Here is a 22,534-nt window from a genome sequence, read left to right as displayed (position 1 = left end):
CCGGGTCGCGTTCAGGTGTGCGGTGCCGCCGAAGGAGGAGGCGTGGCGGCCCGCTCGGCCAGACCAGGGAAGGCTACGCTGCCGCCCCGCCACCGGACCGCCCGCACCGCCGCCTCACGCAGTGCCTGGGCGGCGGCCCGTCTCCGGTCGCCCGCGGAGGCCCGTACGAGATCGGAGTACACGCCGGCCACCCGCTCCTCCAGTTCGGCGGCGAGCCGTACGGCGCTGTCGGGGTCCCGCACGGGGAAGGGCAGCGCGTACGCGGCGTCCGCGGCCACGGGCCTGCCGCCCAGATCCCGTACGGCCCGCACGAGTTCGTCGCGCCGGGCGCGATGGGCGTCGTAACCGTCCCTGGCCTCCCCCCGCCTCGCCTCGCCGATGGTGCCGCCCACGACCCCGTACCCGTACACGGCGGCGTGCTCGGCCCCGAGCGCGGCCTGCAGCGCCTTGAGCTCGGCGGCCTCCGCCGCCGTGCGGTCCGTGCCGGCCGTCCGTCTCACTTCGCACCCTCCGTCAACAGGAACACGTGCCCCGCTCCGGCCGCGGCCACGGACGCCATCAGCCGGGCCAGTTCGCCCGGCACCTCCAGCAGTGCCTTCGTACGGCGGTCAGCGAGCCGCTTCTCGGCCGCCGCCAGCTCGGCGAGCGCGGCCTTCTCGTCGGCGGGAACGGGGGAGGGGCTCGCCGAGCCCGCCTTGGCGTCGGAGGCCGACGGCGTGGCCGAGGCGCCGCCCCCGAACGCCTCCGCGTGCCGGACGACCTCCGCCCGCAGCGGCTCCAGCAGCTCCGCCAGCGCCGGGTGCGCGGCGAGCACGGCGGCATAGCGCTCGGCGAGCGCCTCACTGTCCCGCGCGACGCGCGCACGTGCCCGGTCGGCGTCCGAGGGGCCGGCCCCGGCGGTGTCCGACCCGGACCCGGATGAGCAGCCCACGAGCACCGCCGCGCCCGCGGCCCCGGCGAACAGGCTCCTTCTGCGCAGCCCGGACGGGGTACGCGACGGCAGAGTGAACGGCACGGCAGACGTCCTCGGAAGGTCGTACGAACAGAAGAGCGGCGTGATCACCGTACCCGCGCGCCCCCCGAACATATGCCACCGGCTCGGCTCAGCGCCCCGTAAGGGGCGCGGGGCTCACACGCGCGAACCCGCCCGCCCCCTGACGCGGCCCATGGACGGCAACACACCCCGGGAACCGATACGCTTTGACCTGACACGCGACCTTCCCACAACAGCACACGCGGCCGAGGAGTCACCCGGATGAGCACCACCCAGAGCGAGAGGCTGCGAGAACTTCTGGAACCGCTCGTACGCTCCCAGGGCCTGGATCTCGAAGAGATCGCACTGGACTCCGTCGGACGCAAGCGTGTGCTGCGCGTCGTCGTCGACTCCGACACCGGCGCCGATCTGGACGCCGTGGCCGATGTGAGCCGCGCGCTCTCGGCGAAGCTCGACGAGACGGACGCGATGGGCCAGGGGGCGTACGACCTGGAGGTCGGCACCCCGGGCGCCGAACGCGCCCTCACCGAGCACCGGCACTACGTGCGCGCCACCGAGCGCCTGGTGAAGTTCCAGTTCCACGAGGGCGGCGACCTTCTCGCGCGGATCCTCGCCGTGGACGAGGACGGTCTCGACGTCGAGGTCCCCGGAGTCAAGGGACGCAAGCCCACCACCCGCCGCCTCGCCTTCGCCGACATCGCGAAGGCGCGTGTCCAGGTGGAGTTCAACCGCAAGGACAAGAAGGACATGAAGGAAGAGGAGGAGGCGTAGCCGTGGACATCGACATGAGTGCCCTCAGGGGCTTGGTTCGGGAGAAGGAGATCTCCTTCGACCTGCTGGTCGAGGCGATCGAGTCGGCCCTCCTCATCGCCTACCACCGCACCGAGGGAAGCCGCCGCCACGCGCGCGTGGAGCTCAACCGGGAGACCGGCCATGTGACCGTGTGGGCGAAGGAGGACCCCGAGGACCTGGAGGAGGGGCAGGAGCCCCGCGAGTTCGACGACACCCCGTCGGGCTTCGGGCGCATCGCCGCCACCACCGCCAAGCAGGTCATCCTGCAGCGCCTGCGGGACGCGGAGGACGACGCGACGCTCGGCGAGTACGCCGGCCGGGAGGGCGACATCGTCACCGGTGTCGTCCAGCAGGGCCGCGACCCGAAGAACGTCCTCGTCGACATCGGCAAGCTGGAGGCCATCCTGCCGGTGCAGGAGCAGGTCCCGGGGGAGACGTACCAGCACGGCATGCGTCTGCGGTCGTACGTCGTGCGGGTGGCGAAGGGTGTCCGCGGTCCGTCCGTGACCCTCTCCCGCACGCACCCCAATCTGGTGAAGAAGCTCTTCGCGCTCGAAGTGCCGGAGATCGCCGACGGGTCCGTCGAGATCGCCGCCATCGCGCGTGAGGCCGGTCACCGTACGAAGATCGCGGTCCGGTCCACCCGTTCGGGCCTGAACGCCAAGGGTGCCTGCATCGGCCCCATGGGCGGCCGTGTGCGCAATGTCATGGGCGAGCTGAACGGTGAGAAGATCGACATCGTCGACTGGTCGGACGACCCGGCCGAGATGGTGGCGAACGCGCTGTCCCCGGCCCGGGTGTCCAAGGTCGACGTCGTCGACATGGCGGCCCGCTCCGCCCGGGTGACGGTTCCCGACTACCAGCTGTCCCTGGCGATCGGCAAAGAGGGGCAGAACGCCCGTCTCGCGGCCCGGCTGACCGGCTGGCGGATCGACATCCGCCCCGACACCGAGCAGCCGGCCGAATAGCGCCTTCCGGGTACTTCCCGGAGGGCGGGGAATAGATCCAAGCCGCAGGTCGGTTGGATCACGACAACGTCCGTTCAATTCTTGCCCCGCAGGGGTGAGGTCGGTGCGGGGAGGTAGACTGAGGAGTGTCTGGCCGGACGCGTGCCCGCGTATGCCCTGAGCGCACCTGTGTGGGGTGCCGGGAACGGGCGGCCAAGAGCGATCTGTTGCGGATCGTGGCGATCGAGGAACAGTGCGTTCCTGATCCTCGCGGTACGCTGCCCGGCCGGGGTGCTTACGTACACCCGGCCCAGGTCTGTCTCGACCAGGCGGTACGCCGCCGGGCGTTCCCGAGGGCGCTGCGCGTCCCCGGACCGCTCGACGTAAAGGCGTTGCGCCGTTACGTCGAGCAGACAGACAGTTGCTGAGCAGCGGTTGTGCTGAGCACGCAACACCGTAAGACGTGTCGTACGGAACCCCGTGCGGCCAGGTACCTCGCGAGTCGGAAGTAGGTCGAGATTGCGATGAGCACTCGATGAGTACGCGATGAGTACGCCCATGAAGTAGCGACGGTCCGGCCGCAACCCGGACCTAAAAGGAGCGAAGTGGCTAAGGTCCGGGTATACGAACTCGCCAAGGAGTTCGGGGTTGAGAGCAAGGTCGTCATGGCCAAGCTCCAGGAACTCGGTGAATTCGTCCGTTCGGCGTCCTCGACGATCGAGGCGCCTGTAGTACGCAAGCTGACTGACGCCCTCCAGCAGGGCAATGGTGGGGGCGCCAAGTCGGCGGCCCCCCGTAAGGCTGCCCCGGCGAAGCCGGCGGCGCCCTCTCCCGCGCAGGCCGCCCGTCCGGCCCCGCGCCCGGGCCCTGCGGCTCCCAAGCCGCCCGCGGCCGAGAAGCCCGCGGCCCCGACTCCGGGTCCGCGTCCGACTCCCGGCCCGAAGCCGCCCACGCCGAAGCCCGCCCCGGCGGCTCCGGCTCCGGCGCAGCCCGAGTTCACGGCGCCCCCGTCGCCGCCGGCGGCCCCGAGCCCGCGTCCTGAGCGTCCGGGTGCCCGTCCCGGCCCCGGCGCCCCGAAGCCAGGTGGCGGCCGTCCTGGTGGCGGTCAGGGCCAGGCGCCCCGGCCCGGCGCCCCGCGTCCGGGTGGTCAGGGCGCGCCGCGTCCCGGCGGCCGTCCGGCAGGTCCGCGTCCGGGTAACAACCCCTTCACCTCCGGCGGCTCCACCGGCATGGCGCGCCCGCAGGCGCCCCGGCCAGGCGGTGCCCCGCGTCCCGGCGGCCAGGGTGGCCCCGGTGGCGCTCCGCGTCCGCAGGGCGCCGGTCAGGGTGGTCCCCGCCCGCAGGGCGCGGCCGGTGGCGGCCCGCGTCCGCAGGCTCCGGGCGGTAACCGTCCGACGCCGGGCGGCATGCCCCGCCCGCAGGGCGGCGGCCCGCGTCCCGGCGGCGGTCCCGGCGGTCCCCGTCCGAACCCCGGCATGATGCCGCAGCGTCCCGCTGCCGGCCCGCGTCCCGGTGGCGGTGGCCCCGGCGGCCGCGGTCCCGGTGGCGGCGGTCGTCCCGGTGGCGGCGGTCGTCCGGGCGGCGGCGGCTTCGCCGGCCGTCCCGGTGGTCCCGGTGGCGGTGGCGGCGGCTTCGCCGGCCGTCCCGGTGGTCCCGGTGGCGGTGGCGGCGGCTTCGCCGGCCGTCCTGGCGGTCCCGGTGGTGGCGGCGGTGGCCGTCCCGGCTTCGGCGGTCGTCCCGGTGGTCCGGGTGGCCGCGGTGGCACGCAGGGTGCCTTCGGGCGTCCCGGCGGTCCCGCGCGCCGTGGCCGCAAGTCGAAGCGGCAGAGGCGCCAGGAGTACGAGGCCATGCAGGCCCCGTCGGTCGGCGGCGTGATGCTGCCTCGCGGCAACGGCGAGACCATTCGCCTGTCGCGCGGTGCGTCGCTCACCGACTTCGCGGAGAAGATCAAGGCCAACCCGGCCTCGCTCGTCGCGGTCATGATGAACCTCGGCGAGATGGTCACCGCGACCCAGTCCGTCTCCGACGAGACGCTCCAGCTCCTCGCCGACGAGATGAACTACACGGTTCAGATCGTCAGCCCGGAGGAGGAGGACCGCGAGCTGCTCGAGTCCTTCGACCTGGAGTTCGGCGAGGACGAGGGCGACGAGGAGGACCTGGTGGTCCGCCCGCCGGTCGTCACCGTCATGGGTCACGTCGACCACGGTAAGACCCGCCTGCTCGACGCCATCCGCAAGACGAACGTCATCGCGGGCGAGGCCGGCGGCATCACCCAGCACATCGGTGCCTACCAGGTCACGACCGAGGTCAACGAAGAGGATCGCAAGATCACCTTCATCGACACCCCGGGTCACGAGGCGTTCACCGCCATGCGTGCCCGTGGTGCCAAGTCGACCGACATCGCGATCCTGGTCGTCGCGGCCAACGACGGCGTCATGCCGCAGACGGTCGAGGCGCTCAACCACGCCAAGGCGGCCGAGGTCCCGATCGTCGTGGCGGTCAACAAGATCGACGTCGAGGGCGCCGACCCGACCAAGGTGCGCGGTCAGCTGACCGAGTACGGCCTCGTGGCCGAGGAGTACGGCGGCGACACGATGTTCGTCGACATCTCCGCCAAGCAGGGTCTGCACATCGACTCGCTGCTGGAAGCGGTCATCCTGACCGCTGACGCCTCGCTCGACCTGCGGGCCAACCCGAAGCAGGACGCGCAGGGCATCTCGATCGAGTCCCGCCTCGACCGCGGCCGCGGTGCCGTGGCGACGGTGCTCGTCCAGCGAGGCACGCTGCGGGTCGGCGAGACGATGGTGGTGGGCGACGCCTACGGCCGCGTCCGCGCCATGCTCGACGACAACGGCAACAACGTCACCGAGGCGGGCCCGTCGACGCCGGTCCAGGTCCTGGGCCTGACCAACGTCCCGGGTGCGGGCGACAACTTCATCGTGGTGGACGAGGACCGTACGGCCCGTCAGATCGCGGAGAAGCGCGCCGCCCGTGAGCGCAACGCCGCGTTCGCCAAGCGCACGCGCCGCGTGTCGCTGGAGGACCTGGACAAGGTGCTGAAGGCCGGCGAGGTCCAGCAGCTGAACCTGATCATCAAGGGCGACGCTTCTGGTTCCGTCGAGGCCCTCGAGTCCTCCCTGCTCCAGCTCGACGTCGGCGAAGAGGTCGACATCCGGGTCCTGCACCGCGGCGTCGGTGCGGTCACGGAGTCCGACATCGACCTGGCGATGGGCTCGGACGCGATCGTCATCGGCTTCAACGTCCGCGCTGCCGGGCGCGCGCAGCAGATGGCCGAGCGCGAGGGCGTGGACGTCCGCTACTACTCGGTCATCTACCAGGCGATCGAGGAGATCGAGGCGGCCCTCAAGGGCATGCTCAAGCCGGAGTTCGAGGAGGTCGAGCTCGGTACGGCGGAGATCCGCGAGGTCTTCAAGTCGTCCAAGCTGGGCAACATCGCGGGTGTTCTCATCCGCTCCGGCGAGGTCAAGCGGAACACCAAGGCCCGCCTGCTCCGCGACGGCAAGGTCATCGCGGAGAACCTCAACATCGAGGGCCTGCGTCGCTTCAAGGACGACGTCACCGAGATCCGCGAAGGGTTCGAGGGCGGTATCAACCTCGGCAACTTCAACGACATCAAGGTCGACGACGTCATCGCGACGTACGAGATGCGGGAGAAGCCGCGGGTGTGAGCCCGCTGCTCGGGCCGGCCGGAGAGAACAGGTTCCCTCCGGCCGGCCCGCCGTCCGCCCCGGTGGCCACAGGGTTTTGATCGCCCCCGCCGCCCCTACCCGTCCCATCACCAGGGGCGCTGCCCCTTCGACCCCGCTCGGGGCTCCGCCCCGGACCCCGCTCCTCAAACGCCGGAGCGGCTGATCTTTCAGCCCGTCCGGCGTTTGAGGACGAGGCCGAAGGCCGACAAGCGGGGCTCTGGGGGCGCAGCCCCGAGAGATGGGACGGGTAGGGGCGGCGGGGGCGAGAACAATCCCGTCGAGCCGCCCGCAGGGTTCGATGTACGGTTCTGGTGTCCCGCCCCACACGGCCGGCGGGGCCACCGATCCCGTACCGGCGGGTCATCCGGACACACATGTATGTGGGGACTCTGTCCTTCGACCTCCTGCTCGGCGACGTCCACTCGCTGAAGGAGAAGCGCTCCGTCGTCCGCCCCATCGTCGCGGAGCTGCAACGCAGGTTCGCGGTGAGCGCCGCCGAGGTCGACCATATGAACCTGCACCGCCGGGCCTGCATCGGCCTGGCAGTGGTCTCGGGCGACGCGGGACACCTGACCGACGTACTGGACCGGTGCGAACGACTCGTCGCCGGCCGCCCGGAGGTGGAACTGCTCTCGGTGCGGCGCCGTTTCCACGGCGAGGACGACTGAACGACATCACACAAAGCACCACCACAACGCACAACCGCAACGCACCACCACAGAGCAGAACCACAGAACAGCAGGAAGAACGAGGAGACGGACCAGTGGCCGACAACGCGCGGGCGAAGAGGCTGGCGGACCTCATCCGAGAGGTGGTGGCCCAGAAGCTGCAGCGAGGGATCAAGGACCCGCGGCTCGGCTCCCACGTCACCATCACGGACACCCGGGTGACGGGCGATCTGCGGGAGGCGACCGTCTTCTACACCGTGTACGGGGACGAGGAGGAGCGGAAGGCCGCGGCCGCCGGACTGGAGAGCGCCAAGGGCATCCTCCGCTCCGAGGTCGGCCGGGCCGCGGGCGTGAAGTTCACGCCCACCCTCGCCTTCGTCGCGGACGCCCTCCCGGACACCGCCCGGACCATCGAGGACCTCCTCGACAAGGCCCGGGCCTCCGACGCGGCGGTGCGCGAGGCCGCGTCCGGCGCCCAGTACGCCGGCGAGGCGGACCCGTACAAGAAGCCGGGCGAGGACGAGGACGACATCGCCGAATGACCCAGAAGACCCGTAAGACCACCACGCCCGACGGGCTTGTCATCGTCGACAAGCCGTCGGGCTTCACTTCGCACGACGTCGTCGCCAAGATGCGCGGCATCGCGAAGACCCGCCGCGTCGGACACGCGGGCACCCTCGACCCCATGGCGACCGGCGTGCTCGTCCTCGGGGTGGAGAAGGCGACCAAGCTCCTCGGCCACCTCGCGCTGACCGAGAAGGAGTACCTGGGAACCGTCCGCCTCGGACAGAACACGGTCACCGACGACGCGGAGGGCGAGATCACCTCGTCCACCGACGCCTCCGCCGTCACCCGGGACGCCATCGACACCGGCATCGCCAAACTCACCGGCGACATCATGCAGGTGCCGTCGAAGGTGAGCGCGATCAAGATCAACGGCGTGCGGTCCTACAAGCGGGCGCGCGAGGGCGAGGACTTCGACATCCCGGCCCGCCCGGTGACAGTCTCCTCCTTCGCCGTGTACGACGTCCGGGAAGCGGTCGCCGACGACGGCACCCCCGTGCTCGACCTGATCGTCTCCGTGGTCTGCTCGTCCGGCACGTACATCCGGGCGCTCGCCCGGGACCTGGGCGCCGACCTCGGTGTGGGCGGCCACCTCACCGCGCTGCGCCGGACGCGCGTGGGGCCGTACAAGCTGGACGCGGCGAAGACGCTCGACCAGCTCCAGGAGGAGCTGACCGTGATGCCGATCGCCGAGGCCGCCGCGGCGGCGTTCCCCCGCTGGGACGTGGACGCCAAGCGCGCCAGGCTGCTGCTGAACGGCGTCCGGCTGGAGATGCCCGACGCGTACGCGGGTGCCGGTCCCGTGGCCGTCTTCGACCCGGAGGGGCGGTTCCTGGCCCTGGTCGAGGAACTGAAGGGCAAGGCGAAGAGCCTGGCCGTGTTCGGCTGATACCGCGTGCCCCGCGTGCCCCGCGTGCCCCGCGTGCCCCGCGTGCCCCGCGTGCCCGCCAGATCCGCGCGTCCCCGCGCCTCTCGGTGTTTCCCGTGGAGCGGCGGTCACGGGGACTCCATCCCGCCGCTCCACGGTCCCCCCTCGGTTCCCCCACCCAAGGTGTATCCATCCACCCCCGGCTATTCACCCCAACGAGCAGGCGCTCGGAGTGAACCGAGGGAGCGGAAGGGGGCGCGTTCGCCCGGCGATCTGTTCCGCTGATCATCGCTTCCCTACCGTCGGAAGCACTGCACGACGGGGAGGTTCAGGCATGGGCGGGCAAGGCCGTCTGGCGGCGTACGACGGCCAAGAGGCACGGGACGACGTCCTGGTACGGATCTGCGACCCGGCCGGACGACCACGCGGTACGGGGTTCGTGGCCGACCAGCACGGCACGGTGCTGACCAGCCACGAAGCGGTCGACGGGCTGGACCGGCTGGTGCTCCGGGCCCCCCGCGGCCGAACCTTCGCGGTGACCGCCGACGAGGTGACTCCGCTGCCCGCGCTCGATCTCGCGCTCGTCCGCACCGACGGGCTCGGCCTCGCACCGCTGCCCCTCACCGTACGGGACGCGGTCGAGACGGGTACGTATGTGCGGATCGCCGCCGGTGGGTGGCGCGAGGCGCGGGTGCTGGGCGCCGCCGACGTGACGTACACGGCCCGGGGCGGCTCCCATCTCCTCTGCGGCGCCCTGGAGTTGGCGATCGGCACGGCGGGACGTGAGGCGTTGCGCCCGGGCGGTGGGGCGGCCGGCGGGCCCGTGTTCGACGCCACGACCGGCACCGTGATCGGAGTGCTGGGCACCGCGTTGCGCACCGAGCACGGCGCGGCCGGCTTCGCGGTTCCGTTGCGAGCGGCCGCGGACGGGCCACTGGGGGAACTGCTGGCGCGCAACGTGGCGACCGTGCCCGCGTACGGCCCCGACCTCAACCTGGCGGGGATTCTGGAGCTGACGGCCACCTCGGTGGGCTCGGAAGGACCCTCGACGGCCGTGGACCCGGTCGAACGCGCCGATGTCGTCCGGCAGTTCGCGGCGTTCACCGACGGACAGGCCCCCGTCCTCGGACTCGTCGGCGCCCCCGGCAGCGGCCGTACGACGGAACTGGCCGCCCTCGCCCGCCGACGCGCACGCGACCCCCGACCGGCGCCGACGCTCTGGCTGCGCGGTGCCGACCTGCGCGAGGCCGACGAGTCGGTCGAGGACGCGGCCGGGCGGGCCCTGGAGCGGGCGGGCCGGATCGTGGCCGCGTCGCGCGCGGACGAGGGCCTCCCGCCGGCGGTTCCGTCCCCCGGCGAGTACGGCGGCGACCTCGGCGACATCACCCCCGAGCGCCTGTCCCGCCTCGCCCGCGCCGCCGGCCGCCCCCTGCTCCTCCTCCTCGACAGCCCCGAGGACATGCCCCTCACCCTCGCCCACCGCCTCCACGAGTGGACCGGGGGAACGGCCGGCTGGCTGCGCGCCACGGGCGCACGACTCGTGGTCGCCTGCGGGGAGGAGTACTGGGAGGAGTTCGTGGAGGCAGCCCGTCCGGCGTTCGAGGACGAGGCCGCAAGGCCGAAAGGGGCGCGGGCAACTGCGCGACCAGCCAAGGACAACCCGCAGCAAACCGATGCGCCCGCACCCACCACCCAGCCACCCACCGGGGGGTCTGGGGGCGCGGCCCCCAGGGATGGGACGGGCAGGGGCGGCGGGGGCGACGCACCTCGACGCGAACCCCCGCCGGCCCGCACGCTCCCCACGCCCCCGCCCCGCATCCACCTCGGCGACCTCCGCGACGACGAGGCCCGCGAAGCCCGTGAACGCTACGGCATCCCCGAAGGCACCCTCACGGAGCGGGACGCCCGCCACCCCCTCACCCTCCGGCTGTTCTCGGAGATCCGGGCCGCCCTGCCCGACGCCCCGCACGCCCCCGCCGACCGCCACGACGTCTTCTCGGCCCACCTGGACCTGATGTGCCTGCGCGTCGCCGTACGGCTCGCCGCCGAGAACGGCCTGCGCGGCACGGCCGTACGACGCCTCGCGGCCCGGGTGGCCGGTCAGGTGCACGAGGCCGCCCGGCGCTGCCTGGGGCCGGGCCGGGGCGAGTTGGACCAGGCGTCCTTCGCGTCCGTGTTTCCCTGGGGACCCGTGCCGCGCGGGCGGCGGCTCGGCGGAACCACCGGCTGGGCCTCCGCCGTGCTCACCGAGGGCCTGCTCGTCCCCGCGGGCAACGGCTACCGCTTCGCCCACGAGGAACTCGCCGACTGGATCCAGGGCGCGCACCTGGACCTCGACGCGGCGCTGAACGCGCTGGTCTACGGCAACCGGGGCCGCACCCCGGACAACGCCCCGGAACGCACCCCGGCGCTCCCCGTCCCCCGCCACCGCATCGGCCCCGTCGTCCAGGCCCTCCTCCGCCTCGAGCGCGAAGAGGGCCCACTCGAACTCGCCCACCGCCTGGAGGCCTTGCTCCTCGCCGTGGACGCCCTCCTCCCGGAGCGGCCCGCGCCGCACGACGACCCCACCTGGTGGGCCACACACCTGGTCGCCGGGACCCTCCTGCGCGTGCCCGACGCGCTCGCCCACCTGGGACTGCTCCGGCTGCTCACCGACTGGATCGTCCTGTGGCGTGCCCAAGGGCGTGGCGTACCGGGGGAGTTCGGGCCGGACTTCTGGGAGGCGCTGCCCCTGCCCGAGGAGGAACGACTCGACCTGCTGCGCCGCCTCGTCGTCGCCGACCCGCCCACCCGCGAGGGCCCCCGGTTCCTGGACGCCGCCTCACGCCTCCTGGCGGCCGCGCCCGCCGCCGTGCAGCCGCACCTCATCCGCTGGTTCTCCGACGACCGCCCCCTCGCCGCCACCCCCGACGCGACCGTGGCGACGGCGGCGCAGGCGCTGCTGCACACCCACCGGCGCCAGGCCCTGGACGACCTGACGGAGGCGCTCGCCGACAGCGTGCACCCGCGCGGCGACGAACTCCTCGCCGTCCTCGCCGAGGAGGAGCCCTCGGCGGTGTGCCGCGCAGTGGTCCGCTGGGCCCACGACGAGCGGACGGCGCGGCGGGTGGCGGCCCTCACGTACGCGCTGCGGGCCGTGCCGCACGTGCGCACGGAGGCCGACCGCGAGCTGCTCCGCCACGCCGCGCTCGCCCTGCTGGACCGCCCCGCCGACGTCACCCTGCACGGCGGTGCGCTCGCCCTCCTCGTCCGGGACCCGCGGACGCGCCCCCGCCACCTCCCGCGGGCCCTGGAGCGCTTCGTGGCGGGTGATCCGCACCTGCCGGTGAGCGCGCTCGTGCCCGCGTTCGCCACGCACGCGGACCAGGTGCTGGACGCGTTCAGGCTGCGGCTGCGCTCCCCGCGGCCGGACTCCGGCGAGGTCCTGAGGACCCTGGCCGACGTCACCACCCCCGTCCTCGCCCGCCAGGTCGCCGCCCTCGTCCGTGAGGTCGTGGAGCTGCGCCCGGAGGCAGCCGCGCAGGTGGCCGAGTACGTCGACCGGCGGCTGGAGCACGGGCCCGCCCCACGCGGGGTGCTGTTCCCGCTGGTCGCCGGTCTGCTGGCCGGCGGTCCCGCGCCGGTGCGGGCGGAACTCGCCGCTGTCCTCGCAGTACCGGACACCCCGGCCTCGGGCGGGCTGCGGCGCGAGCTGCTGGACCTGCTGCTGGCGAGCGAGAGGGACCCGGTCGTGCTGGAGGCGGCGCTGCGTGCCGCGGTGGGCGGGGCGAGCCGCGGCGGGGGCGCCGGACCGTCGTTCCGCGAGCTCGTACGCCGCACGGGTCTCCTCCTCGCCCGTACCCCCGAAGGCGCCACCCGCTTCGACCGCGGTCTCGTGGAGCTGGCCCGCCACGTCCCGGGCTTCGCGGTTCAGGTGGCGGGATGGCTCAGCGCGGCACCGGCCGAGTGGGCCGCGGTGGTCGGACCGAGCGCCCGCCGGACGATCGAGAACCTCGCGGGGGTACGGGTCCCCGCGTGAACCGGCCGCAGCGCCGCCGCGCCTCCGGCACCGCCCCGCCTCCGCCGCCGTCACCGTACGCGTGTCAACCGTCACAGCCCCATGCCGATGCGGGCCGACGGTGCCCGGCATGGCACCCTTAGAGCTGCGTACGCGGCAACCAGGGACACGGGTTCGACACGTTCCGACGACAAGTTTCGACAAGGAGCAGGCACAGTGCAGCGCTGGCGTGGCTTGGAGGACATCCCCCAGGACTGGGGGCGCAGCGTCGTCACCATCGGCTCCTACGACGGGGTCCACCGCGGGCACCAGCTGATCATCAGGCACGCCGTGGACCGCGCCCGTGAGCTGGGCGTTCCGTCCGTGGTCGTGACCTTCGACCCGCATCCCAGCGAGGTCGTCCGGCCGGGCAGCCACCCGCCGCTGCTCGCCCCGCACCACCGCCGTGCCGAGCTGATGGCGGGGCTGGGCGTCGACGCGGTGCTCATCCTTCCCTTCACCAAGGAGTTCTCGAAGCTGTCGCCGGCCGACTTCGTGGTCAAGGTCCTGGTCGACAAGCTCCACGCCAAGGCCGTCGTCGAGGGCCCGAACTTCCGCTTCGGCCACAAGGCCGCCGGCAACGTGGCGTTCCTCGCCGAGCAGGGCAAGACGTACGACTTCGAGGTCGAGGTCGTCGACCTGTACCTGACCGGTGAGGCGGGCGGGGGGCAGCCCTTCTCCTCGACCCTGACCCGGCGGCTGGTGGCCGAAGGCGACGTCGAGGGCGCCGGCGAGATCCTCGGACGCCCGCACCGCGTCGAGGGTGTGGTCGTACGCGGCGCGCAGCGCGGCCGCGAACTGGGCTTCCCCACGGCCAACGTGGAGACGCTCCCGCACACCGCCATCCCCGCCGACGGTGTCTACGCCGGGTGGCTGCACGTCGAGGGCGAGGCCATGCCCGCCGCCATCTCGGTCGGCACGAACCCGCAGTTCGACGGCACCGAGCGGACCGTGGAGGCGTACGCCATCGACCGGGTCGGCCTCGACCTGTACGGGCTGCACGTCGCCGTCGACTTCCTCGCCTTCGTGCGCGGGCAACAGAAGTTCGACACGCTTCAGGCTCTGCTGGAGGCGATGGCGGGCGACGTCAAGCGCTGCCGTGAGCTGGTCGAGGCCGCCGAAGGCTCCGCCTGACGGCTGCCCGGGTTTGTAGAATCTCCCTGTCCGTAAGGTCAGTTGAACGGAGAGTGCACCCGGTGGCGACCGAGCAGGAGAAGGAAGCGCTGTACGCCATGGACATCAGTGGCGTCGAATGGGTCGGCTCGCCTGACGGGCCCCAGGACGAGCGGGTCGAGATCGCCTACCTGGAGGGCGGTGCCGTCGCGATGCGCAACTCCGCGGACCCCGACACGGTGCTGCGCTACACCGCGGCGGAGTGGCGGGCGTTCGTACTCGGGGCGCGGGACGGGGAGTTCGACCTGCAGCAGTGACGTGGCAGTGACCGAGGGACGGATACGCCCGAGGGCCGGCACCTTCACGGTGCCGGCCCTCGGGCGTTGCCGGACGGCCCGCGCTGACCGCGGCCCCGCCGTTACTGCGTCCAGCCGGGCGGTACCGATCCCTGCTGCGGCTGGCTCGGTGGCGGGTCCTGGGGCGGCTGCTGCTGCCATCCCTGGCCGGGGTCCGGCTGTTGCGGGGGCTGCCCCCAGCCCTGCCCCGGCTGGGGGGCGCCGCCCGGCGGGGCGTAGGGCTGCTGGGGGTGCTGCGGATGCGGGGGCTGCTGTGCCTGCTGCTGGGGTGCGTACCCCTGCGGAGGCTGCTGGTACTGCATGTTCGGGTTGCCGAAGCCCTGCTGGGTGCGGGCGATGTCCTCGGCGATGAGGGCCGCGAGGTCGAAGTAGGCCTCGCGGGTCTTGGGACGCATCATGTCGAGGTCCACCTCGGCGCCCGCCGCGAGGTGTTCGTCGAAGGGGATCACGACGACACCGCGGCAGCGGGTCTCGAAGTGCGCGACGATGTCCTCCACCTTGATCATCTTGCCCGTCTCGCGGACCCCGGAGATCACGGTGACCGATCGCTGGACGAGATCCGCGAACCCGTTCGCCGACAGCCAGTCGAGGGTGGTCGAGGCACTGCTCGCACCGTCCACCGAGGGGGTGGAGATGATGATCAACTGGTCGGCGAGGTCGAGGACTCCGCGCATCGCGCTGTAGAGCAGACCGGTACCCGAGTCGGTGAGGATGATCGGGTACTGGCGGCCCAGCACGTCGAGCGCGCTGCGGTAGTCCTGGTCGTTGAAGGTGGTGGAGACCGCCGGGTCCACGTCGTTGGCGATGATCTCCAGACCCGAGGGCGCCTGCGAGGTGAAGCGGCGGATGTCCATGTAGCTGTTGAGCTGCGGGATCGCCTGCACCAGGTCACGGATGGTGGCGCCCGTCTCACGCCGCACCCTCCGGCCGAGGGTGCCGGCGTCCGGGTTGGCGTCGATCGCCAGGATCTTGTCCTGACGCTCGGTGGCGAGCGTGGCGCCCAGCGACATGGTCGTCGTCGTCTTGCCGACGCCGCCCTTGAGGCTGATCACCGCGATCCGGTAGCAGGACATCACCGGCGTACGGATCAGACCCAGCTTGCGCTCGCGCTCGGCCGCCTCCTTCTTGGCGCCGAGCTTGAAGCGCGACGGGCCCTGGTTGTTCTTGCGGGCCTTCGGCTGGTTGCGCAGCAGCCGGTCGGACGACAGCTCCACGGCGGCGTTGTAACCGAGCGGGGTTCCGGGAGCGGCTTGCTGCTGCTGGGGGGCACCGGGTCCGGCCTGGGGGCCGGGTGGGGCGGTCCAGCCCTGGCCGCCCTGGTTCGCCTGGTTCCCGTAGGCGGCGGGCTGCGCCGGAGGCTGCTGCTGGGGTTGGGGCTGCGGCTGGGCCGGAGGCTGCTGTGGGGGTGCCTGCTGCTGCCCGGCGGGCTGCGGGTAGCCGTAACCGGGCTGCTGGGGCGGGTAGCCGTAGCCGGGCTGTGCGGGGGGCTGCGGCTGTCCTGGGGCCTGGGGGTAGCCGTATCCGGCGGCCTGGGGCTGACCGGGCTGCGGGTGTCCGGGCTGGGCCTGCTGCTGCCCCGGCTGGGGCTGCCCGGGCTGGGGCGCCTGCTGCGGGTATCCGTAGCCGGCCGCCTGCGGGTGAGCGGGATGGGGCTGCGGCTGTGCCGGCTGGTGGGCCTGCCGCGGGTCGACCGGTGCCTGCGGGCCGCCCTGCGCCGGGTAGCCGGGCTGCGGCTGGGCGGGGCCGAACGTGCCCTGGGGCGGGGCCTGGTGCGGCGGCTGAGCCGGGGGCTGCCCGGGGGCCTGGGGGTAGCCGTAACCAGCCGCCTGCGCGGCGGCTGCGGCGGCGGCCTGCTGGTCCGGGTGCCCCGGCTGCTGCGGTGCTCCCTGAGCGGGCGCCTGCGCGGGCCCCTGCGCGGGCACGTAGCCCTGCGGCAGCGGGGGGAGTGCCTGGTCGCCCTGCGGCTGTCCCTGGGCGGCGGGCTGGGGCCCGGGTGCGGCGGGCGCGGGCCCGGGTGCGGCGGGCGCGGGCGCCGGAGCGGCGGGCGTCGGTTCTGCCGGAGCCTCTGCCTCGGGTTGTACCTCCGCCGTGGCCGGCGCGGCCTCGGCCTCGGGCTGCGCGGCGGACTCCGCGTCGGACGGGACGTCCGTGGCCTCGTCGCTGCCGGCACCGGACGCGGAACCGGCCCCGGAGCCGACTCCGGACCCGGCCGAGTCACCCGACTCCGCCTCGCCGCCGCGCTCCTGCTCCTGCTCCGGCTCGTCGTCGCCACCGCCGAACAGCCTCGCCGCCTCGGCGTCGGCGGCGGCGTGGTTGAGCTCGCCCACCGGCTGCTCGGGGGCGGGCTGTTCAGGGCTGTGCTGTACGGGGACGCCCGCCGCCGGGGTGGCGGCCTGAGGCGGGGTGCCCTGGGCCTGGGCGTCCTCGTCGACCGGCCGCAGCACGGGGAACCCCGGCGAGGCGGGCGGCTGGGCCGGCGCCTGCTGCTGGGGGTAGCCGTAGCCGCCGGCCGCCGGGGGAGTGCCCGGAGCAGACTGCTGACCGGACTGCTGCTGAGGGAACCCGTAGCCACCCGTGCCGTGCTGACCCGTGTCGTGCTCACCCTGCGAGGGCTGCGCGTGCTGCGGTGGCTGCGTGGACTGTGCGGACTGCGGGGGCTGTTGGGGGGCGCTCTGGGCGTGGGGCTGTGCGGGCGCAACCCCTGGGGGCCCGTTGGGCGGTCCGGGGGGTGATCCGACGGGCGGCCCGGTCGGCGGTGGTGGTGACGACTGCCCGGCGTCCTGCTGTCCGCCGGAGGTCGAACCACCCGTACTTTGTGCGTACCAGGCGGGCGGCGTGTAGACGATCTCGAACTCGCCTGTCAGATCCACCTCGGGCTCGTCCCCGTCCGAGGACGGGCTGCCGCCGTTGTACTCGGACCGATCCCTGTTCACTGCATGCCTCCTGGTCAGCCACTGTTGCTGAGTTGGTCGTCGTCGCGGCCGGGCGGACCGGGTGGCAAGTCCCACGCGGCTGCGATCGTCACCGCCTCACCAGAAGACTAATCACTCGCATCGCGGTACGGAAAAGCACCCATGGGCACAGCCGGTCCGCCCTCCCCGGTCTTCTCCCCGGCCTTCCCCCCGGCCCTCTTCCTGGCTCCCACCGTGTTCCCACCGTGCTCCCGGAGGGCTTTCGCAGGGCTTCTGGCGGGCTCCGGGAGGGTTCCTGGAGCAGACGACGCGTCAGTCCCCGGCGCGCCAGTCCGGACGTGCCAGTCCGGAGCGCCAGTTCAGACGCGTCAGCGTAGACGCGTCAGTCCATTCGACGGGCCACGCCGAGCAGGCCCGTCTCCGCGTCCGTGGGTTCGGTCATGACGAACTTGCGGTGCTTGCGGGTGCACCACAGGGCGACGCCGTCATGCAGGGTCGGCAGATGCTGGAGATTGTCGTCCGGAATGCCCAGGGTGTCGCGTACGACCTCGGTCTCCTGGGGCGAGATGCGCTGGATCCCGACCAGATCGGCCTGGGCCAGCCAACGCGGCGCGTGCTCACTGACGAAGGGCAGCAACGTCACCACGGCCTGCCACGGCACGGAACTCACCCGCCCGCGCGGCGGGCGGATGCCGCAGTCGCGGATCAGCACCACCGGACTCGACACGGAGGGTCCCTGCGCGGGCACCCGTCCCACCGGATAGACCGTCACACACTGCTGGCCGCCGCCCGCCGCCTGGGCGAGCTGCTGCCAGGCCTGCGGACGACCGGTCTCCACACCCACGCGCGCGCCCGTCGCGGCGGCGCGCAGCGCCAGCACCTGGGCGAGCCAGAGGCCGCCCACGATCACCACGTCGAAGGAGGTCGGACGCGACAGGCCGAGCACGGCCGGGTGCGACTCCGGGTCGGTGCCGATGATCACGCCGTCGTCACCGAGCGGCATGCTGATCGCCGCGAGCTCGTCGGCGGTGACGACATGACGGTTCCGGCGCGGCCCGCGCAGCCCGAAACCCGGGCTGAAGATGCGCCGTTGCTGCTGCCCCGGCTGCGGCTGCCGGATGATGGGGATCATGCCGGTGTCGGTGGGCGAGGCCACGTGCGCGGGCGTACGCCCGGAGGCGTTCCGGCCCTGCTGTCCCTGCCCCTGTCCCGGGGGCATGGTCGAAGCGGGGAAAGACATCAGTACGTACCTCCGAGCGGCAGAGTGGCGAGGGCTCCGGGGACCTGCTCCCGGTCGAGGCGTACCAGACCGGCCTTCGCGGCACTCGCGGCCCGCTCCAACTCACGTCCCACCTGGCCGAGTTCACTGTCACCGCGGGCGGTGACGCGGATGTGCCCGGTGAGGGCGACGCCCCGGCTGCCGGCCTTGCTCAGGGTCACGCTGAACGTCGTGGCGAGCACCGGCAGCGAGGTGAACCGCGTGATCAGCTCGGGAAGCGACACCCCGCCCTGCCCCAACTGCGGCCAGCGGGACAGCCAGTACGTGGTGTGGTACCGGTCGTCGACCCGCCAGGTGCGCACCGACTCGACCGTACGGCGCTGGGGCTGGCGGCCGTCCTGCGCGTGCTGCGCGTTGGCGCGCGGGTTCAGGCAACTGGACGTCGCGAGCGCCTGCACCAGTTCGTTCTCGTCCAGGATGGTCGCCTTGAAGCCGGCTCCGGCCAGCCGGCTCGCCAACTGGTCCGCCACGCGCAGCAGTGCGCGCTGCGTACCGGGAACGCCGTCCCCGCGGGCCTTGACCGCCTCCGGGCACAGCTCCGGGTCGAGCTTGAGGGCGACCCACGTGAGCCGGAGCGCGGGAGAGCCGGCCCGCGCCTGCAGGGGGCCGTACGACCGGGCGGCGATCGACTGCTCGGGCAGGTGCGGCGCGGGCGCCGGCTGGGTGTGCTGTACGACCTGTGCGGACGCCAGACGGATCCCGTCGACCTCCAGGGCGTCCTGGACCAGCTGGAGCGGCAACTGCCGCCCCGCGGCGTCGGGACGCAGCGGATGGTCCGCCGGCTGCACGAACAGCACGGCGGTCAGGAAGGTCCCGTCACCGATCATGCCGATCGCGCGGTCGTCACGCGACACGAAGCTGTACGTCCGCAGGGCCGGGTCGCACTCCACGACAGGGGCCAGCATCGCGTCGGTGCCGGGCGGCACGGGCTGCTTGGCGTCACGCCGGCGCTGCCTCAGCGCGCGCGTCGTCTCGTACCACTCGGGCAGCGGCCGGCGTCCCCGGCGCAGCACCGCCAGAAGCAGCAGCAGCGCCGCCACGGCACCGGCCGGGGCCAGCAGCCAGGACACGTCGGTGACCCAGGCCGCCAGCATGACGGCGGCCGCGAGTTCGACCAGGATCAGCTGCTGCAGCCGTACCGGACCCAGACCGCCCGGCCGCGGCAGCGTGCGCGGCGACGCGGCGGTGGGAGCGGGAGCCGGCGGGCGCGAGGAGCGCGACGAGCGTCTGCGGTCCGGACCCCCCTGTTGCTGCTGTGCGCGGCGATCGCGCCGAGTGCTCGTAGCGCTGCTCATCCCCCGAGACATCCCTTTCGCGAAGTGGTGGCCGTGCGCCGTCCGGGGATACCGAGGTGCGGATCCCGGCGACGGGGCCAGGGGCGCCGATGGCCCGACGTCATCCATGCGAGTGGCTCACGGTACCCGCTGCTGCTCGTGGGGCGACACAGGGGACACCGAAACCCCAGGTGGCCAGCCTTTCACGGAGCGAGCCCGCGTGGTGGTGCGCTGTGGTGAAGCTCTGTGAAGATGCGGGGGCGGCCGGACACCTGATGGTCCGTGGCCATGCGGCGCAGTGCATAGTAGGTGCCTGCGCCTGCGCGTGCGTGCTCACCGAGTGGCGCGCGTGCTCATCAACTGTCGGGCAGCAGCGACGACATGGAGCACCGGCGACGGTGGGGCGCGACCGGCGAACCAGTACCGGCGACGGTGGGGCGCCAGCGGTGATCCGGTACCGGTAACGGTCGGGCGGCCACTGGCGATCCAGTACCGGCGACGGTCGGGCGTCACGGGCGATTCCGCACCGGTAACGGTCGGGCGCCACCGGCGATCCTGCACCGGTAACGGTCGGGCGTCACGGGCGATCCTGCACCGGTAACGGTCGGGCGCCACCGGCGATCCTGCACCGGTAACGGTCGGGCATCGCAGCCGATCGAGCACCAGCAACGGTCAGGCATCGCGGACGATCGAGCACCACAGACACGATCGAGCACCACTCAACGGGAGACACGGGGACCATGGCACAGCAGCGTCGGGACGAGCTCGCCGCCTACACGTTCGCTCGCAAGCGCACCGTCGCGGCGTTCCTGGCGCCGTCGCCGGGAGGCTCCGAGGAGGGCGCGCCGCGTCCTGTCCGCACGGTGATGCCCAGCCTCGCGGTGGGGGTGGTGCTGGTGATCGGCTTCATCGCCTGGGGCGTGATCAAGCCGGCGGCGCCCAAGGGCTGGGACACCCCGGGTGAGTACATCATCGTGGACAGCGACTCCACGACGCGCTACGTCGTCCTCCCCGACAAGGAGACGAAGAGCAAGACGCTGCACCCCGTCCTCAACTACGCCTCCGCCAAGCTCCTTCTGGACAAGGGCAAGGGCAGCGTCATCGAGGTTCCGGGCAAGGAGATCGACAAGAGCGGCATCCCGCACGGCGCGACGCTCGGCATCCCGTACGCCCCCGACCGCCTGCCGTCCAAGGACGACGCGGAGAAGGCCAAGACCTGGGCGGTGTGCGAGCGTCCGGCCCCCGGATCCGCCGGCTCCTCCGGATCGGAGGGCTCCATCGACCGAGCCGTCTTCGTCCTCGACTCCGACGACGCCAAGGTGCTGGACGACGACAGGAAGGTCGACGCCCGCGAGGCCCTGTACGTCATGGACTCCGAGACCAAGCAGGAGTACCTGGTCGACGGCAAGGGCAACAAGTTCCTGCTGGGCGGCGAGTCGGGCCTCGACACCACCACCATGGACCAGCTGCGCTCCGCCGTCATCGGCAGTTCGGCAAGGCCGCAGCCGGTGAGCGAGGAGTGGCTGGCGACGCTGAATCCGCGCGGCGTCATCACCTTCCCGACGGTTCCGGACATCGGTGCCACGACGTCGGTCGAGGGGCTCCCCGAGGACGCCCGGACGGTGGGCCGGGTGCTCAAGGCGAAGGACGCGCAGGGCGAGCAGTACTACGTCGTCCTCAAGGACGAGATCGCCGCCGTCACACCCTTCGTGGCCAACCTCCTCAAGAGCTCGCCCGAGGCTGAACAGGCGTACGGCACGGACGAGATCGAGGACATCGACGTCGGCACCGCCTCCTCCATCATCGCCGCCAACAACGGCCAGCCGGACGCCTTCTACGGTGACAAGGGCTGGCCCCAGGACCTTCCGCGGCAGGCCAACCCCGCGGCGACGGGCACCGACGAGGCACGCACCACCTCGTGCAGCGTGTACGACGGCAAGTTCGGCGCCGACAGGAAGCCGCAGCTCGCCGCCTGGGCGGGCGCGACCTACCCCAAGAAGGTCATCGCCGACTCGCTGAGCGCGTACGTCTCGTCGGGCTCGGGCCTGCTGTTCAAGGAGGTCACGGGCGCCGCGGCAGGCGGCGGCAGGACGTATCTGCTGACGGACACGGGCCTGCGGTACTCGCTGCCGTCGAACAACGACAGCGAGGCGCAGGGGAGGGAAGGCGGTTCGTCCTCGTCCGGGGACGGCTCGTCGGGAGACGGCTCCTCGTCGAGCGGTGAGGCGAGCGAGACGGACAAGGCGCGTACGAGGCTCGGGTACGAGAAGCTTTCGAACCCGGCGATCGTGCCGCAGACGTGGGCGACGTTCATCCCGAAGGGCCCGATGCTGGACACGGGAAGCGCTTCGCAGCCGCAGAGCCAGTGAGGCGCTGCCGCGGGCCGGCCGGCCCGCGGGGCGCGGTGGTTGAGCCGCCGGGCCGGTCATGAGCTCATGGGTGACCGGCCAACAGGCTCCTGAGCGACCGGCCAACGGGCTTGCGGCGGAACGCACTTGACTGTAAGACGGCAGCTGGGTCACAGGATGATCGCTCAAGTGTGTGAGCCGTGTAACTGATTGCTCTTGCCTGTAGATGTGCGACAGGCGGACGATAGAGTGTTTGCAGCGCTCTAGGGTGCGAAGCTTCTCCGGGCACCAGTGCGGTTTCCCGGATCAACGACGACATGGGGGAAGGTTCACATGGCCGGCCAGTTCCGGGTAACAGAGGACGAACTCACCAAGCTCTCCAATGACATCAACACCGTGAACGGTCAGCTGCAGGGCGAGATCCGCCGCCTCAACGGAGTGATCGACCAGATCGCGGGCGGCTGGAAGGGCCAGGCGGCCACGTCCTACCACCAGCTGCAGGAGCGCTGGAACGCGGACGCGAAGAAGATGAGCGACATCCTCAACGACATCAAGGAAGCCGTGGACTCCACGCGGAGCAACTACTCCGCTTCGGAAGAGCAGCAGAACTCCGAGATCAGCAAGATCATGTCGGACTTCGGCTGATCGAGCCAGGCAGGGCTGACACCTCGTC

General features: G+C 72.5%; 17 protein-coding genes. 12 read left to right on the top strand and 5 right to left on the bottom strand.

Features of this window, described 5'->3' with window-relative positions:
* Positions 1 to 11 precede the first annotated feature (11 nt).
* Both ACZ49J_RS17445 and ACZ49J_RS17440 read right to left on the bottom strand, forming a co-directional pair.
* Positions 12 to 500, bottom strand: coding sequence for a ferritin-like domain-containing protein (locus tag ACZ49J_RS17445; protein ID WP_467448949.1), 489 nt, complete (start codon positions 498 to 500; stop codon positions 12 to 14).
* Positions 497 to 1,015, bottom strand: coding sequence for a hypothetical protein (locus tag ACZ49J_RS17440; protein WP_467448948.1), 519 nt, complete (start codon positions 1,013 to 1,015; stop codon positions 497 to 499). The genes ACZ49J_RS17445 and ACZ49J_RS17440 overlap by 4 nt, the downstream gene beginning before the upstream one ends.
* A gap of 240 nt (positions 1,016 to 1,255) precedes the next feature.
* On the opposite strand from ACZ49J_RS17440, the gene rimP reads away from it, so the two are divergent.
* From rimP to ACZ49J_RS17390, 10 genes are all read left to right on the top strand, one after another.
* Positions 1,256 to 1,765 (top strand): ribosome maturation factor RimP, encoded by a 510-nt coding sequence (gene rimP / locus ACZ49J_RS17435; protein ID WP_467448947.1) that lies wholly within the window; start codon positions 1,256 to 1,258, stop codon positions 1,763 to 1,765.
* Positions 1,766 to 1,767: 2 nt separating this feature from the next.
* On the top strand, positions 1,768 to 2,754 hold the full coding sequence (gene nusA, locus ACZ49J_RS17430) for a transcription termination factor NusA (protein ID WP_467448946.1): 987 nt from the start codon (positions 1,768 to 1,770) through the stop codon (positions 2,752 to 2,754).
* Positions 2,755 to 2,879: 125 nt separating this feature from the next.
* The gene (locus ACZ49J_RS17425; RefSeq protein WP_467448943.1) at positions 2,880 to 3,161 is read left to right on the top strand and encodes a YlxR family protein; all 282 of its coding nucleotides are present in this window, start codon (positions 2,880 to 2,882) and stop codon (positions 3,159 to 3,161) included.
* A gap of 177 nt (positions 3,162 to 3,338) precedes the next feature.
* Entirely contained in the window at positions 3,339 to 6,422 is a 3,084-nt protein-coding gene (gene infB, locus ACZ49J_RS17420) for a translation initiation factor IF-2 (RefSeq protein ID WP_467448941.1), read from the top strand.
* A gap of 395 nt (positions 6,423 to 6,817) precedes the next feature.
* Positions 6,818 to 7,111 carry a DUF503 domain-containing protein gene (locus ACZ49J_RS17415; protein WP_467448940.1) on the top strand — a complete coding sequence of 98 codons (294 nt, stop codon included), beginning with the start codon at positions 6,818 to 6,820 and terminating at the stop codon, positions 7,109 to 7,111.
* 95 nt (positions 7,112 to 7,206) lie between these two features.
* Entirely contained in the window at positions 7,207 to 7,653 is a 447-nt protein-coding gene (gene rbfA, locus ACZ49J_RS17410) for a 30S ribosome-binding factor RbfA (RefSeq protein ID WP_350964115.1), read from the top strand.
* Positions 7,650 to 8,564: a tRNA pseudouridine(55) synthase TruB gene (gene truB / locus ACZ49J_RS17405; RefSeq protein ID WP_467448939.1), complete on the top strand. Its 915-nt coding sequence runs from the start codon at positions 7,650 to 7,652 to the stop codon at positions 8,562 to 8,564. Before rbfA ends, truB begins: the two co-directional genes overlap by 4 nt.
* Positions 8,565 to 8,877: 313 nt before the next feature.
* Positions 8,878 to 12,561, top strand: a complete 3,684-nt coding sequence (locus tag ACZ49J_RS17400; protein WP_467448938.1) for a trypsin-like peptidase domain-containing protein — start codon at positions 8,878 to 8,880, stop codon at positions 12,559 to 12,561.
* A gap of 195 nt (positions 12,562 to 12,756) precedes the next feature.
* Positions 12,757 to 13,713, top strand: a complete 957-nt coding sequence (locus tag ACZ49J_RS17395; protein ID WP_467448937.1) for a bifunctional riboflavin kinase/FAD synthetase — start codon at positions 12,757 to 12,759, stop codon at positions 13,711 to 13,713.
* A 62-nt stretch (positions 13,714 to 13,775) separates the two neighbouring features.
* Positions 13,776 to 14,009, top strand: coding sequence for a DUF397 domain-containing protein (locus ACZ49J_RS17390; RefSeq protein ID WP_030585611.1), 234 nt, complete (start codon positions 13,776 to 13,778; stop codon positions 14,007 to 14,009).
* Positions 14,010 to 14,110: 101 nt separating this feature from the next.
* Here ACZ49J_RS17390 and ACZ49J_RS17385 read toward each other — a convergent pair whose 3' ends face one another.
* From ACZ49J_RS17385 to eccE, 3 genes are all read right to left on the bottom strand, one after another.
* Positions 14,111 to 16,981 (bottom strand): SCO5717 family growth-regulating ATPase, encoded by a 2,871-nt coding sequence (locus tag ACZ49J_RS17385; protein ID WP_467448936.1) that lies wholly within the window; start codon positions 16,979 to 16,981, stop codon positions 14,111 to 14,113.
* A 361-nt stretch (positions 16,982 to 17,342) separates the two neighbouring features.
* Positions 17,343 to 18,200, bottom strand: coding sequence for a hypothetical protein (locus ACZ49J_RS17380; RefSeq protein WP_467448935.1), 858 nt, complete (start codon positions 18,198 to 18,200; stop codon positions 17,343 to 17,345).
* Positions 18,200 to 19,534 carry a type VII secretion protein EccE gene (gene eccE, locus ACZ49J_RS17375; RefSeq protein WP_467448934.1) on the bottom strand — a complete coding sequence of 445 codons (1,335 nt, stop codon included), beginning with the start codon at positions 19,532 to 19,534 and terminating at the stop codon, positions 18,200 to 18,202. The genes ACZ49J_RS17380 and eccE overlap by 1 nt, the downstream gene beginning before the upstream one ends.
* 719 nt (positions 19,535 to 20,253) lie before the next feature.
* Between eccE and eccB the strand changes: the two genes are divergently transcribed.
* Positions 20,254 to 21,882 (top strand): type VII secretion protein EccB, encoded by a 1,629-nt coding sequence (eccB, locus tag ACZ49J_RS17370; protein ID WP_467448933.1) that lies wholly within the window; start codon positions 20,254 to 20,256, stop codon positions 21,880 to 21,882.
* Positions 21,883 to 22,194: 312 nt separating this feature from the next.
* Positions 22,195 to 22,506: a WXG100 family type VII secretion target gene (locus ACZ49J_RS17365; protein WP_467448932.1), complete on the top strand. Its 312-nt coding sequence runs from the start codon at positions 22,195 to 22,197 to the stop codon at positions 22,504 to 22,506.
* The last annotated feature ends 28 nt before the right edge of the window (positions 22,507 to 22,534 follow it).

It is taken from the genome of Streptomyces sp. NPDC030840, assembly GCF_055572015.1.
Note: the sequence above shows the minus strand (reverse complement) of the source record. Positions and strands in the feature narration are given on the sequence as shown.